Genomic DNA, 13,860 nt, shown 5'->3' on the forward strand with positions numbered 1-13,860 from the left:
CACCCGACTGAAACGGGCCAACACGAGGAAATGATTATGTTTACACTTGCGCATACCGCTGCTATTGTCTACCGCCACGCCGATACTTTACACGTCGAACACAGCGACAGCACTGTGACTATTACTAAGCCCCAGTTTTATATTGTGATGAAGGTGCGCCCCGATATTGTCTATCTCAGTGTGTACGAAGGCGAGGATGAGACACTGACCATCACTTACACAGCGATGGACTATGATGAGCTAGAGACCTTGGTTTGCGAATGCTTATAACCAAAAGTTTAAAACAAAAAAACATCGTCAATTTTGACGATGTTTTTTTTGTTCAACCAACGATTAGCTTTGATTATTTGTATAGAGCCTAGAGCAAAGCCCCAACGTACGGTTGGGGCTTTGCTCTATTTGTTTATGCGGTTATGCAAAATCTGATTTGGTGGCTTGGTTTAGTGCTTCGATGCCTGCGTTGATAATTAAGCGCGTTAGATAGCGCGCTTGGTAAGCGTAGTCTTTGCCTTGTACAAAAATGTAATGTGGGCTGTCGGGCGCGATTTGTAAGTTTGTGATCGCCAGCGGTATGCCTTGGTCGGTTGCAAGCTGGACGCTGTTTTTGTTGATGTACAGCACTTCTTGACGGGTCGTTGATTTGTAGGTTTTCATCGTGTTAGCTCCTTGATTTTACAGCGTTTTCAGCCGCTGTCGGAGCTACTATAACTCTACTGCCAAGCGGCAGCCAGTCAAAAACGTGTCGGCTGCGACACGTTTTAACTTTTTAATTGCTAATCGCAGTCAGAGAATATTCGCCAAATTTTATCAGTTCATCCCCTGCTGCCTCGTTGATGTCAAGAAGTAGCGTTTGGATCGGGTGAATCTCATGCCAGTAAAACACCTCAGCAGCTTTTTTGATATCGCCAAATCCTGCCGTGTTATTGGGTACGATGCCCATCAGCTGCGGCGGTACACGATGACCTGCTAGCTGGTCGTCGCGGCTTGCGATTTTGATGTTGTGAAACTCGTCTTTTGCAGCCACCTCAGCAAGTGGAATTACCTTGACCCCGTCAGGTTTGCCGTTTGGCACGTACATAAACAAGTTTTTGAAATTCCCTGCGCCTTTGCTTTCGCGCACCGCTTGCTCGAGCTCGTCTACGTCGTTTTGCGTGCTGAGAGGATCGCTTAAATACAAAATATAGCCTGCGTGCGCCCCGTTTTTGTAGTATTTGCGACGAAATAGCGTCGCCGCTTCGTTGAGCAAAATCGCATTGACGCTGCTTAGATAATCTGGGATGCCGTACATTTCTTGCTGAATGTCTGGATTATACACGTGTACCACCTCGTCTTGTTGGTACGGCAGGGGCGTAGCAGTATAATCGACGTGATAATACACGCCATCATCCACCCCCCGTCGCGTGGTGCGTGCCAACCGCGCGCGCGCTTTGATGACGTTGCCACCTTGGCTGCGTTGTAATTGCAGATAGCCGTTGTTAAACACCAGCCAGTTTTGTACGAGGGACTCAAAGTCGCGGCGGCTTAAGCGGTCATTGGGAACGAATAGGCTGGTCAAAACATTGCGCTTGGTCACCAGCGCACTGGTGTGGTGGCTGGTCGCGCGGTACAGGCTTGCTACAGCGGCAATGTCGTAAGGATACTCGTAGTAGTCCTTCATGCGTGGGCAAAAATCATACTCAAACAGCTTGCGTCCATCGAGCACAGGCTCAGGTTCGCCAAAGCTAGTCATCAAAAAATTGTCCATCGTTTATCCTTAGCGATGCACCGCGACACGTGACTGGGTCGCGGCAGGTGATTCGGTTGATGCTACTGGAGCGGCTTCCAGCGCGTTCATAATTGACCATGCTACGTCGCTATGCCCCGTCTCTTTAGAGCGTGCTGCCACCAGCGTCATGCGTCCGCCGCCGCTCGTCACTTGTTGTTTAATAGCGATAAACGCCTTGGCAACGTCCGTTAGCCCTGCGTCAAAATGCAGCTTACGCCGCTGGAATAGCTCTTTAGCGCGTAACGCCATCCTTGTTTTGACATCGATGCTATAGTTAATTGCCGTGTAATTTGGGTAAAATGCCTTGACGTGCTCCGCCACCGCAATCCCTGCACCTGTCACGTCAATGGCCAAGAACGCTACTTGATACCGCTGGCAAATTTGCTGAATATACTGCGCCTGCTGCATGGGGGGCATGTGATCAAGGTGTTTACGCTCAAGCAATCGGTAGGGCTGATTGGCGTTGTCGGGCGGTGCGATAACCGCCAAGGCAGGGTAATCGCCTGAGAACGATGGATCATAGCCGACCCATACAGGTCGCGCAAATGGACGGCTGCCCAGCGGCTTAAAATCTTTCCACACCTGCCAACTGTCAATCATGTTTGGCTCAATGACAGATAATGGAAAATAACTACTGCTATCGTCCAGGAATACACACATGAATAAATTATCAAAGCGGTCAGGTGTATACTCTCTAGCGAGCTGATCGAGGTCGAGTTTGTCAAACCCACCCTTAATTGCGTCTTTAACCGTCACCATCTGCCGCCATTTTCCGTCTGCACATAGTGTCGGTTGTTTTAAAACAGCGTGACTGACATCAATTTCTTTTGATCCAACCGCGTCTGTACCTGACCAATACGCGTAAGCTTGGTGCAAAATTGAGCTGGGCGTTGATAGATAAATTTGCTGATATTGCGATTGCGATGCCATGCCCGATGCTACACTGCGAAACTCTTTAAACTTGCGAATCCAAAAAAACTCGTCCATGATGACGTCGCCATGCCGCCCTTGCGCCGTCAGTGCGTTTGTTCCCATGTAGTAAAACGTCACTTTTGTATTGTCTTCAAACGACAGCTCCAGCGGATCGCCTTTGATTTCGCGGCCCAACACTTCAAAAACAAAGTTTTTGATATATTCTATAAATTGATACGCCTGTGCCTTGGATGCGGACAAAAAGATTTTGTTTTTCTTGGTGCGTAGCGCATTTATTAACGCCCAAATTGCGACAACATATGTTGCACCAATCTGCCGACTTTTTAACATCATAAAAATCCGAGCAGGGGCGTGTTTTTGCTTGCCATTTTCTTTTTGCCCGTTTAAAACATCTACCCACGCTTGCTGAAACGGATACAGCAGGCGTGTGAATGCCTCTTCTAGTGACACTATTTCGTCGTCAATAAATAAATTTTTTGCAGCGGTTTTGCGGTCTTCTTTGTAGCGTTTTTTTAGATTTGGGTTTAAGTCCGCCCCGTTGCCGCTGTCGTTGTATTTTTGGATTTTTGCCATGCGCTCAAGCTGGCGCATCAGCTCATCAATTTCTTTGTACTCACCATTGCCTTTTTTGTCCATGGCAATAAGCGCAAGCAGACGCGCTTTCATTGCCAATGTTACGTCGCTAAAAATATCGGCACGCACCCAACCGTCGCGTTTCTTCCAGCTTGCGACAGTGGCGCGGTTTTCGTCAAGTTGGCGAGCAATCTGGGTCACTCCCAGCCCCTGTGCATACAGCAGTCGGGCTTGCTCACGTTTGTCAGTTAAAGTGTCCATTACTTTAGATTAAAGGCGCGCACGGGCATTGCCATTGTTTTTGATACCGCAAACGCGTGTTTGCGGTAAACGATTATTTGCTACAACTTGACGTGCACCGCAAACTAAAACCAATAGAGCCGCAATCACACAAAACGAGAATTAATTATGGATTTAGCAGGTAAACGTGTTGTCAAACGCTTCCGCGTCGCCCGTGAGGGGCAGACGGTGGATGGACGCTCATTGTCGCGTGAACAACTGCTTGATATGGCAGACACGTATGACCCCGTTGAATATACCGCGCGTATCAACGTTGAGCACATGGGGGGTTGGGCAGGGCTTGGGGCGACAAACTATCCTGTGCTCGGTGATGTTATTGCTGTCGATGCTCAGATTGAGACGTTTGAAATTAACGGCGTGGACACGCAGCTTATGTGCTTGTACGCCACGCTATCTGCGCTGCCCGTGCTCGTCGATGCCAACCGCGAAGGCAAAAAACTGTTTACCAGCATTGAGTTTTACCCAAAGTTTGCTGACACGGGTCGCGCTTATCTTGTCGGGCTTGCCGTTACTGACACCCCAGCCAGTCGCGGCACAGAGCCGCTTAAATTCACCAGCACCAAAGATGCACTCATCGCCGAACCCACGGAGCTTGTTTTGATGACTATCGACAATGCCGCTAATGCACCAGCCACGCCGACCACTCAACCTGCAGCGCACGAACCTCAGTCCGTGCAGGACTCTGACACGTTTTTGCAAAAGCTTGCCAACTTGTTTAACAAAAAACCTAGCGGCCTAAGCGCAGCTGAGCAGGATGCAGTGCTCAGCGCATTTAGCAAAATGGACGATAAAATCAGCAACCATCAGGCACAGCTGACCGAAATTGCCGCCGCCGTGCAAACGCTTAGCCAAACCGTCACCGACTTACGCCAAGAATTTGCCAATGCACCAGCTCCCACTACATCAGTGCCACTCGTGGGCTCAGGTCACGCGCTAACCGATTACTGATTTGGTTTTTAAAAGGACATGTCATGTACGTTTTAGACGATATTACTCGCCAAGGCTTAGACGCCTACAAAAATCGCGTTGCCACCATCAACGGTGCTGAAAGCTTTGCCGCCCCTTTCAGCGTAACCCCAGCCAAACAGCAAACCTTGATCGAAGCCTACCAAAAAGAAGCCGACTTTTTGAGCAAAGTAAACATGGTCATGGTCAAACAAGCTTCAGGCTCAAAGCTTGCGCTCGGCAACGACAAACGTATTGCCAGCAATACCGACACTCGTATTCAGCCGCGTCGCCCTACCGCCATCGGCACACTGACCGACGACGACTATTTATGCACCCAAACTGACTACGATGTCGCGTATGACTGGTCAGTCATTGACAACTGGGGCGCGTTCTCTGATTTTCAGCAACGCTTAGCGCGCCTCGCCGTCAAAGCTGTGGCGCAGGATAAGCAAATCATCGGATTTAATGGTACGCACCGCGCTAAAACCACCAACAAAGAGCTATATCCCGAGCTACAAGACGTAAACGTTGGCTGGTTACAAAAAATCCGTGACCACGCGCCCGAACGCTACCTCGAGAGCATCAAAGTCGGTGCTGGGCATGAATTTAAAACTATCGACGCACTAGTCGAGATGGCAGTCAATGAGCTTATCGCCGAGCGTTTCCGCCAAAACACCGACTTGGTTGCCATCACCTCCGCTGGATTGGTGTCTGATAAATACCTAAGTCTTATCAATCAAGTGCTTAGCCCCACTGAACAAATTGCCGCCAACGGTTTGTATCAAAAAACCCAGTTGGGTACACGCAAAGTCGATACCCCTGCGTATTTCCCAACAGGCGCATTGCTGATTACCAGCTACGACAACTTGTCGATTTATCAACAGCGCGGCACGCTGCGACGCTTCTTCCGCGACGAACCCGAGTGGAACCGCACCGCTGACTATCAGTCTGTGAATGAATGCTTCGTCGTTGAAGACTACGACAAAGTCGCGTTCATCGGTCACATAGACGTGGAGGGCTAATGAGCAGTTTACGCGACCATTTCGAGCGTGTGCGAGCCGAAAAACTGGCTCGCCAAGCCAATGCCCGACCCATGGGTACAACTATGACCCGTCAGACCGCCCCAGTCATCGATGCCGAACCCGACATAGGTAGCCCCATTGAGCTTAAATTTTTCAATGACTGGGAACGGCTATCGGCAATTCAGTCGCACAGCAAAAAAAATGAGCTTAAAGCCGAGTTTTTGCCGTTTTATAAGCCGTGGATTGAGGGCACGCTGGCAGCAGGAGTAGGCGCACAAAACGACATGTTGTTGAAGCTTATGGTGTGGGCACTTGATACGCATGACTTTAGCACCGCCACAGATATCGCCGAATTTGCCCTGCTCAATAACATGGCTATGCCAGAGCCGTTTAGCCGTGACGTGGCGACCGTGTATGCCGAGCAATTTGCCAGTGAAATCATCAAACGATCTGATAGCGCGGCTACGTACACAGACACCCTCGCGCGTGCCGTTGATATCACCAACGCGCACGATATGCCAGACCCCGTGCGCGCCAAGCTTTACCGCGCCTACGGCAATGCCTTGCGCGATGATAAACCCCAAGACGCTATCAAAGCCTACGAACGTGCCATCATGCTGGACGATGGCGCAGGTTGCAAAACTGATCTTGCCAAACTCAAGGCAAGCGAATAAACCCCACCCGCGGGTTGGCGGCTCGTCAGTGGCTTGCTGGGGTGACTTGTCCCCCGTCGCAACCCAATGACGACTACCGCCATTTTTGGATAATGTATGCTCATCAATCAGCAAATCGACAGTCACATCGTGCCAAACCCCATCGAACAGTACCCGTCGATGAGCACCGCCGATCTAATCGATCTGATGCGCATCGACAAATCACTAGGCACTGCGCGCATCGTCGGCTATATCCGTGACGCCTACGACACCATCAATGGCGAGCTAGCTTCAGCAGGGCTGTTTGTTCACGTCGCTGCCGTCACACCTACTTGCGTTTGGGAGCACGCCCCAGCGCAGGTTAGCCATCACCACCGTTTGCAAGCGCGTACGCCTCAAAGCTCTCTTCCAGCCGTCGCCTGCACAGCTACGAGCGACGCTGGCTTTTTATTCTACGAAAACTCGTCATGGCGTCGCACTTACTTACGTGCCGTCATGAACGAGGCAGCGGCATTGATGTGCGATGAACATGCTGACTTTGACACCATTGGACAAGGCTATACACGTGCAAACAATGAGCGCACCAAATCAGACCGCTTGCGCCGCATTGTTAGCCATTGTTTGGCGGACTTAACGGGACGCACGCGCAACCGCGTACGCCTGTTGTGAGGGCAGAGCATGAGTATTTTGCGCACCACACAGGCGCAGCAATTTGACACGCTAGATCGCATCGCTTATCGATTTTTCGGTAGTGAGTCGGGGCGGTATTTACCTGAATTGGTTGAACTTAATCCCGATCACGCACCCCACGCTCTGCTACCCATGCGTGCCATCGTTGTTCTCCCGTTTTCCGCCGCCATCGGCAGCGTGCAACCGCAAATCAAGATTTGGGACTGACCATGACCATCAAACCAACCGTTATTTTAGATACTGTGGGCTATTTGCTGGGCTGGAGCATCACCGCGTCGCTGTGGTTATGCAGTAGCGTGGCGTTTGCCGCTCCCGTTTTGCACCCCCAGCTTGCGCCCGTCACACTGTCCATGCTGATTGCCACGGTTATCGGTGCGCTGGGCAGTTATTTGGCATTTGGCGAGGACAGAAAATTCCCCCCATCCGCCACCAGCGTTGGGCACGTGCTGCTGGGGTTTGGCGCAGGGTTGTTTTTTACCCGTGGATCGCTTGAGCTGATGGGGCGGCTCAACAGTTCTGAGGATTTGGTCGTGTTGGTCAGTTTTTTATGGGCAGTCGGTGGTTATTTTATCTTACGCCTTGCCATCGCCGTACTAAATTCTAATCGCATCAAAGAGCTTTTGCCCGAATGGGTTGCCAAAGTGCTGGGGGTGGATAAATGATTAAATTTACCTTTACCTTACTATTGCTATCTGCCGTAAGCCTTGTGTGGTTTTTGCTCAAAACCCGAGGGCATGACAGTTTGTCTTGGTGGAGCTTGCGTAGTTGCCTGCTGTTTGCGTTGGTTTGTAACGTCTATATGACATACGAGACATGGCAGCTATGGACTGACATGCCACCGCATCTGTTGTTTATCCGTCTTGGATTTGTCGCACTCAGCACGTGCATGCTGCTGATGTGGCATTTACTGCAAAAACAACGCCGCGCTTACAAACGCAATTTATTTAACTTGCGGCTACAAAAAATTTTTAAGGACTGCTAATGGTAACACCAGCAAATAAAAAACTCACCACCGAGCAAATCAAAGCCTGTGCTGCGTCAATCGGCGTTGAGTGTGCCGCGCTTCAGGCAGTGATTAGCGTTGAGACCAGCGGCAGCGGTTTTTACAGCGATGGCAAGCCTGTGATTTTGTTTGAGCCACATATTTTTTACCGTCTTTTGACTCAAAAAGGGCTGACTAAAACTCGTGACACAGTTATGCAAAACCGCCCAGACCTGTGCTATCCCAAATGGGGCAGCCGCAAATACGGTAGCAGCGCGATACAGCCTGACCGCCTCAATGCCGCGTCCCAATATCACCGTGAGTCAGCGTTGGAGTCATGCAGTTGGGGCTTGGGACAAATTATGGGTTACCACTGGCGCAACTTGGGCTATCCTTCGCTACAGGCATTTGTCAATGCGATGTATCGTGACGAGGCGAGCCAACTGGACGCGATGTGCCGTTTTATCAAGACAAATAAACTGGTTGATGAGCTGCAACGCCACGATTGGGCAACCTTTGCCTACCGTTATAATGGTGCAGGCTACAAAACTAATCAGTATGACAAAAAACTAGCCGACGCATACCGTCGTTTTGCCGCGCACTAGTTTTTACTCGTGCAATTTTCCACAACCACCCATCGAGGTCGAATCATGTTACAGCCTATTGGACGCACGTTAGCAATTGATGTCACCCCCACCGTCGGTTTTTATCCGCTTGAAACCGTCATCAATGGTCAAGTTGCTATGCCCAACCACATCAAAATCAACGGCAAGGACAACAACGGTCTTGTGCAGCTGGTGCTAAATGACGCATTGTTACGCACGGCAGATGACCGCGTGTTTTTAGATATTGACAATCGCGATGGTGGAGCGTTTGACTTGGCGTTGTATATCGGCACGCGCGAAGCGGCAAAACTGGCTTATGCCGCTGAGCCGTTGGAGAGCCATTTACCGCGCGTGGTTCGCCAGCAGGTGAGGGCAGGGGCAGTGATGGTGTTGGTATTGTCGCAGATTGATGGGCATTTTATCGCTGAGTTGGATGGCTCTAATATGGGTAACTCTAACGAGGACGACTCTAGCTCAGACAATAACACTTCTAGCTCTGATAACAGCGGTGTTATTTGGGATGAGTTGGTAAATTGTACAGAGGAAAAATACCTACACACTTGGGATGGCAACGGTCTACATTCAGGTGGTTATACTGTTAAACTTAAATCTGATGTTCGGACTTTTAGGTTTTACTGCCTCTATGACCGACAGACTCTTACACTTGAATTAGTTCCTGCTGACTATAAAATGAATGGCGACCCTATCGTTGCTGCTGATAAACGCAACCTTCAAATTACATTTGATCCTAACTTTATAATGATATGGGATAGTCATGCTCGAAGAAATATAACGTTGCCGATGGTTTATAAAGCCATCGACCCTATTGCAGTCCAACTTGAGACAAATCGCGTTAAGATTAGCAACCTAGACAACCATCAACAAATGATTTTTAGCGGTAACTTTGGTAACGATGCTGCCGTTTTCCGTGCTATTCCGCATGGTGATACTATAGGCAATGTCGCGATTGAACCAATTACTGACCCCGCTGTTTTTGATTTTACCCCGAACGTCGTTTATGAACAATGAAATACCTTTTCAACCTGCGCAACGACCTCATCGACCGATTTGACGAGCTGACCCCAAGCAAGGTTCAGCTGCAAATCCTAAACGGCGAGCTGCCCGACACCAGCCAAACCATCGCCTATACCGCGCGATTTTACCTGCTAGATTGTCGGTTACAGCAGCCGTTTGACGTACTTGGTTTTATCCGCAAATGGTTCGAACACCATGCCATGAGCGTCCCACAACTGATGTTTGATTGCGACGTGATAGACCTTGAGAGCTACGACTTACAAATTGACCTGCTTTTGTCTGACAAGCTCAACATACTAGACGACGGCACAACCAGCGTTTGCCCTGAGCTGGTTTGGTCAGACGAGGTAGGGGCGTACATTGCCAACACCATCATTGCGCCCATAACATGAATGACTACGCCGAACTCGTCGAATGGCTACACCGCATCGAGCTGAACCTCGACGACGCACAAAAGCGCAAACTCATGCAGCGCATCGCCACCAAACTTAAGCGCAGCATGACCCAACGCATCCGCGCTCAGCAAAACCCCGACGGCGGTCACTTTGTCCCCCGTAAGCGCGACCATCACCGCGCCATCCGCCGCGGCGCGATGTTCCAGCGATTGCCGCGCATGATTAAAACTGCCTACTCGTCCACCCATGCCGAGGTAGGCTTTAGCGGGCGCACTGCGCGTGTCATGTCCGTCCACCAATACGGGCTGACCGCCCAGCCATCGCCCAACACCCGTGCCGTCAATTACCCCGTGCGCGAAACCGTGGGCTTTAGTCCAGCCGACGAACAGCTTATAATAAGCGAGATTCGCAATTTTTTAGCACAAGGCTGACAATGCAAGATTATCGTTGCAATGCGTGTGCGAAACTGCTGTTTCGCATCGCTGGTGAGGCTGTGGTCGCCGTTAAATGTCCACGTTGCAAAACCCTAAACCAACTGACGCTAACCGCGTCAATCACACCGAACGCCATCGAGCGTCCTTGTCTTGAGCGTCCCGAACGCCACTACCCACGAGGATGCCATGACGCAACTTTTACGCCCAGTTTACAATCCCAGCGGCAACAGCTTTAGCGGCTGGATCGGCGGCAAACACAAACTTGCCAAAACCATCATCGAGCAAATGCCCGAACACGCCCACTATGTGGAGGTGTTTGCAGGCGCAGCATGGGTGTTATTCAAAAAAACGCCCAGCCAGTATGAAACCCTCAACGACATCAACGGTGAATTGGTCAATTTTTACCGCGTCGTCAAATTCCACTTTGACGCACTGGTTATCGAGCTACAAGCCACCCCGATTAGCCGTGATTGGTTCAACTGGCTCAAAGCCCAAGACCCTGCCACGCTCACCGACCTACAACGTGCCGTGCGTTTTTACTACACCCTAAAGCTTGCGTTTGGCAACAAAGTCGCTGACCAGCACTACATCCCCGTCAGCAACAACCGCACACGCCTAGATATCGCCAAGCAAGTCCGCACCCGTCTTGCTGCCGTCCACGACCGCCTACAACACGTCAATATCGAAAATTTAAGCTACCACGAGCTTATCCCCCGTTATGACCGCGCCGACGTACTGTTTTATCTTGACCCACCGTATTTTGCGACCGAGGATTACTACGGCAAAGACGTTTTTAGCCGTGATGACTTCGTGCGTCTGCGCGATCTGCTACTAAACCTCAAAGGCAAATTTATTCTATCCATCAACGACCTACCCGAAACGCGCGCACTGTTCGCCGACTTTCACATCACTGACCGTCAGATCCGCTGGTGTTTGGGCAAAAACCAAATCAGCAACAGCAACAACGGCAAGGAGCTCATCATCACCAACCACGGCTAACCCACACTTGCCAAAAATCAAAATACCGCAAACGCGCGTTTGCGGTATCACATCTATTTAATGCCGCGCGCGTTATTGTCACAATTTGCCTAACCATTGGGTATCACTATGAACGCAGACTACCAACGCAAACTCCACAACATCGCCACCATCGGCACGGTGTTCGCTGTCAATCCCAGCGACCAAACCATGCGCCTAGCCGTCGGTGACAATGAAACCGACTGGCTACCCATCCCTGCGCTTGCCGCAGGGCAGGTTAGCGTGTGGCGTTGCCCGTCTGTGGGAGAGCAGTTTTTACTCGTCAGCCCGTCGGGCGAGCTTGCCAATGCTGTCCCAGTTGTCAGTCTGTATAGCAACCAAATGCCCAGCCCCAGCACCAACCCCGACGAAATATTTGTGCGTTACAACGACCGCGACATGCTCAAAATCGACACACGCGGCAGCAAACTGCATTTGACCATCAATAACACCACTTTAGACAGCACCGTCCTCATTACAGGCGACTTGCAAGTTGGTGGCAAAATCCACGCCTATGGCGACATCGTCGCTGGCAGCATTAGCCTACAAAACCACCGCCATGGCGGTGTCAAAGGTGGCTCGGATAGCACAGGAGCGCCGCGCTGATGGATATCCAGTTTGCCATGGGCATGAGCCGCACCACAGGCGCGTTGTTGCAACCAGACGACCATCTGCGTCAGTCGATTTACGATATTCTGATGACGCCCATTGGCAGCCGCATCTTGCGTCGTGAATACGGCAGCCTGTTGCCGTTTTTGATTGACCAACCTGCCAACACCGCGACCAAGCTTAAAATCATGTCTGCCATTGCCACCGCATTGGTAAGATGGGAACCTCGCGTCAAAGTGCGCCAAGTCCAACTCTCAACCAACCCCGACGGCACGAACCGCACAGGCAACCACGGTTGGAACGTCTTGCTTGATTTGCGCCGCGCGGATAACACGCGCTTGCCCACGTCGCTTATCCTCGCGCGAGGTGCAGCATGAGCGTTTACCACGCGGTTAATTTGACAGGGCTGCCGCTGCCCAACGTCGTCGAACCCATCGAATTTGAAACCGAAGTTAGCCGTCTGCGTGCCGAATTTGCCGCGTATTTTGCCGATGACCACCCCATCCAGCAGGCATTGACGCTGGAGAGTGAACCCATCAACAAAATTTTAGAGGTGCTAGCATACCGCTACGTCCTCAAAATCAGCGAAATCAACCGCAAAGCACGGGCTTTAATGTTGGCATTTGCCACAGGCGGCGACCTCGACCACATCGGCGTAACCTATTACCGTCTAGAACGCAAGCTGCTACAAGCTGCTGACCCCACCGCAATACCGCCCAAAGCCGCGGTATACGAAACCGACGACGACTACCGCTACCGCCTAAGCCTGTCCATCGAAGCCTTGACCCGTGCAGGCTCAGCAGGTAGCTATGAGTTTCACGCCCTGTCAGCCAGCCCCGAGGTGCACAACGTCACTGTCCACAGCCCAGCCCCAACCGAGGTTGATGTTTATTTGGCAGGGCAAATCCAAGGCGACGTACTAGCCCAAGCCGACCAGCCCGTTGGCGTGTCTGACACTGCTGTTAATGCCGTCTACCAAGTGCTTGTTGCCGATGATGTCCGCCCTTTGACTGACCTTGTCCGCGTCCACGCCGCCACCGCCCACGACTATCGCATCGAAGCGGTGGTGTATGTCAAAAACGGCATCAGCCCAAATATGATTTTGCAAAATGGTCTAAACGCCCTGCGTGCGTATCTCAGCGACAATTTTAAACCCAATAACCGCGTCGCCACCAGCCGCATTATTGGTGCGCTAGATGTCACAGGCGTTAGCCGCATTGAGCTTATCGCGCCTGCCGCCGATGTTATCGTCAATATGGGCGAGGTGGCGCGTTGTGTCGATGCCAACATTACCGCACGCGCGGAGGGAACTTAATGGTAGCCGTCATCCATGCCGATCCGACAACGCCCAGCCTTGATGCACGCCACCAAAGCCTATTGCCAGCCAACAGCAAGCTGCTGGAGCACGCACTAGCCACCGTCACCGCCAAGCTTGAGCCGATTCCCGTGCCATTTGCCAATATTTGGGACGTCGACAACGCGCCAGACAGCCTGCTACCGTTCTTGGCGTTTGCGTGGAGCGTCGATGAATGGAACGACAACTGGACAGATGAAGTCAAGCGCGCCGTCATCAAAAACAGCTTGTGGGTGCATGAGCGCAAAGGTACGCTGGGCGCGGTCAAACGCGCGCTGGCAGCGATGAGCTATGACACCAGCGTCAGCGAGTGGTTCGAAAAAACGCCACGCGGCCGCGCAGGCACATTTAGCATCGAGGTGCGCCCAACAACAGGCGTGATAGCCGACAGTATTTTACAAATCCGAGCCGTCATTGACGCGGTTAAGCGGTTATCCGCGCATTATGACGTTTTCATCGGTTACAGCCCCATCGCCAGTTTATGCGCATACGCTGCCACCGTCGTGGGCGTAGAAATCACCACCAGCACCCAGCTTAAATAGCCT

The 13,860-nt window shown here is 51.3% G+C and carries 21 protein-coding genes; 18 read left to right on the top strand and 3 right to left on the bottom strand.

What is annotated here, in order from left to right; genetic code table 11:
- Nucleotides 1-36 precede the first annotated feature (36 nt).
- Entirely contained in the window at nt 37-270 is a 234-nt protein-coding gene (locus AC5L4R_RS06790; RefSeq protein ID WP_494473268.1) for a hypothetical protein, read from the top strand.
- Nucleotides 271-411: 141 nt separating this feature from the next.
- Here the strand turns inward: AC5L4R_RS06790 and AC5L4R_RS06795 are convergent, their stop codons facing one another.
- The 3 genes from AC5L4R_RS06795 to AC5L4R_RS06805 form a co-directional block, all read right to left on the bottom strand.
- Nucleotides 412-654 carry a hypothetical protein gene (locus AC5L4R_RS06795; RefSeq protein WP_494473267.1) on the bottom strand — a complete coding sequence of 81 codons (243 nt, stop codon included), beginning with the start codon at nt 652-654 and terminating at the stop codon, nt 412-414.
- A 112-nt stretch (nt 655-766) separates the two neighbouring features.
- A complete protein-coding gene (locus AC5L4R_RS06800; protein ID WP_494473266.1) occupies nt 767-1,744 on the bottom strand; it encodes a phage portal protein in 978 nt (325 codons plus the stop codon).
- A gap of 9 nt (nt 1,745-1,753) precedes the next feature.
- Nucleotides 1,754-3,532, bottom strand: a complete 1,779-nt coding sequence (locus AC5L4R_RS06805; protein ID WP_494473265.1) for a terminase large subunit domain-containing protein — start codon at nt 3,530-3,532, stop codon at nt 1,754-1,756.
- Between the two features lie 147 nt (nt 3,533-3,679).
- Between AC5L4R_RS06805 and AC5L4R_RS06810 the strand changes: the two genes are divergently transcribed.
- The 17 genes from AC5L4R_RS06810 (at nt 3,680) to AC5L4R_RS06890 (ending at nt 13,857) form a co-directional block, all read left to right on the top strand.
- Nucleotides 3,680-4,519, top strand: a complete 840-nt coding sequence (locus AC5L4R_RS06810; RefSeq protein ID WP_494473264.1) for a GPO family capsid scaffolding protein — start codon at nt 3,680-3,682, stop codon at nt 4,517-4,519.
- A gap of 23 nt (nt 4,520-4,542) precedes the next feature.
- Complete coding sequence (locus tag AC5L4R_RS06815; RefSeq protein WP_494473263.1) at nt 4,543-5,541, top strand: phage major capsid protein, P2 family; 999 nt, start codon at nt 4,543-4,545, stop codon at nt 5,539-5,541.
- Complete coding sequence (gene gpM, locus AC5L4R_RS06820; RefSeq protein ID WP_494473262.1) at nt 5,541-6,215, top strand: phage terminase small subunit; 675 nt, start codon at nt 5,541-5,543, stop codon at nt 6,213-6,215. The genes AC5L4R_RS06815 and gpM overlap by 1 nt, the downstream gene beginning before the upstream one ends.
- Before the next feature lie 96 nt (nt 6,216-6,311).
- A complete protein-coding gene (locus AC5L4R_RS06825; protein WP_494473261.1) occupies nt 6,312-6,863 on the top strand; it encodes a head completion/stabilization protein in 552 nt (183 codons plus the stop codon).
- 9 nt (nt 6,864-6,872) lie between these two features.
- Nucleotides 6,873-7,091: a tail protein X gene (locus tag AC5L4R_RS06830; RefSeq protein ID WP_494473260.1), complete on the top strand. Its 219-nt coding sequence runs from the start codon at nt 6,873-6,875 to the stop codon at nt 7,089-7,091.
- 2 nt (nt 7,092-7,093) lie between these two features.
- The gene (locus AC5L4R_RS06835; protein ID WP_494473259.1) at nt 7,094-7,546 is read left to right on the top strand and encodes a hypothetical protein; all 453 of its coding nucleotides are present in this window, start codon (nt 7,094-7,096) and stop codon (nt 7,544-7,546) included.
- Nucleotides 7,543-7,866, top strand: coding sequence for a hypothetical protein (locus tag AC5L4R_RS06840; protein WP_494473258.1), 324 nt, complete (start codon nt 7,543-7,545; stop codon nt 7,864-7,866). Before AC5L4R_RS06835 ends, AC5L4R_RS06840 begins: the two co-directional genes overlap by 4 nt.
- On the top strand, nt 7,866-8,471 hold the full coding sequence (locus AC5L4R_RS06845; RefSeq protein WP_494473257.1) for an N-acetylmuramidase family protein: 606 nt from the start codon (nt 7,866-7,868) through the stop codon (nt 8,469-8,471). Before AC5L4R_RS06840 ends, AC5L4R_RS06845 begins: the two co-directional genes overlap by 1 nt.
- A 45-nt stretch (nt 8,472-8,516) precedes the next feature.
- Nucleotides 8,517-9,500 carry a hypothetical protein gene (locus AC5L4R_RS06850; RefSeq protein WP_494473256.1) on the top strand — a complete coding sequence of 328 codons (984 nt, stop codon included), beginning with the start codon at nt 8,517-8,519 and terminating at the stop codon, nt 9,498-9,500.
- Nucleotides 9,497-9,898, top strand: coding sequence for a phage tail protein (locus AC5L4R_RS06855; protein ID WP_494473255.1), 402 nt, complete (start codon nt 9,497-9,499; stop codon nt 9,896-9,898). Before AC5L4R_RS06850 ends, AC5L4R_RS06855 begins: the two co-directional genes overlap by 4 nt.
- Complete coding sequence (locus AC5L4R_RS06860) at nt 9,895-10,332, top strand: phage virion morphogenesis protein (protein ID WP_494473254.1); 438 nt, start codon at nt 9,895-9,897, stop codon at nt 10,330-10,332. Before AC5L4R_RS06855 ends, AC5L4R_RS06860 begins: the two co-directional genes overlap by 4 nt.
- 2 nt (nt 10,333-10,334) lie before the next feature.
- Entirely contained in the window at nt 10,335-10,571 is a 237-nt protein-coding gene (locus AC5L4R_RS06865) for a Com family DNA-binding transcriptional regulator (protein WP_494473253.1), read from the top strand.
- Entirely contained in the window at nt 10,522-11,334 is an 813-nt protein-coding gene (locus AC5L4R_RS06870) for a DNA adenine methylase (protein ID WP_494473252.1), read from the top strand. Before AC5L4R_RS06865 ends, AC5L4R_RS06870 begins: the two co-directional genes overlap by 50 nt.
- Before the next feature lie 108 nt (nt 11,335-11,442).
- Entirely contained in the window at nt 11,443-11,958 is a 516-nt protein-coding gene (locus AC5L4R_RS06875; protein ID WP_494473251.1) for a phage baseplate assembly protein V, read from the top strand.
- Nucleotides 11,958-12,338 carry a GPW/gp25 family protein gene (locus tag AC5L4R_RS06880; RefSeq protein WP_494473250.1) on the top strand — a complete coding sequence of 127 codons (381 nt, stop codon included), beginning with the start codon at nt 11,958-11,960 and terminating at the stop codon, nt 12,336-12,338. Before AC5L4R_RS06875 ends, AC5L4R_RS06880 begins: the two co-directional genes overlap by 1 nt.
- Nucleotides 12,335-13,276 carry a baseplate assembly protein gene (locus AC5L4R_RS06885; RefSeq protein ID WP_494473249.1) on the top strand — a complete coding sequence of 314 codons (942 nt, stop codon included), beginning with the start codon at nt 12,335-12,337 and terminating at the stop codon, nt 13,274-13,276. Before AC5L4R_RS06880 ends, AC5L4R_RS06885 begins: the two co-directional genes overlap by 4 nt.
- The gene (locus tag AC5L4R_RS06890; RefSeq protein ID WP_494473248.1) at nt 13,276-13,857 is read left to right on the top strand and encodes a phage tail protein I; all 582 of its coding nucleotides are present in this window, start codon (nt 13,276-13,278) and stop codon (nt 13,855-13,857) included. Before AC5L4R_RS06885 ends, AC5L4R_RS06890 begins: the two co-directional genes overlap by 1 nt.
- Nucleotides 13,858-13,860 lie beyond the last annotated feature (3 nt).

It is taken from the genome of Faucicola sp. SE7633 (genome assembly GCF_059264685.1).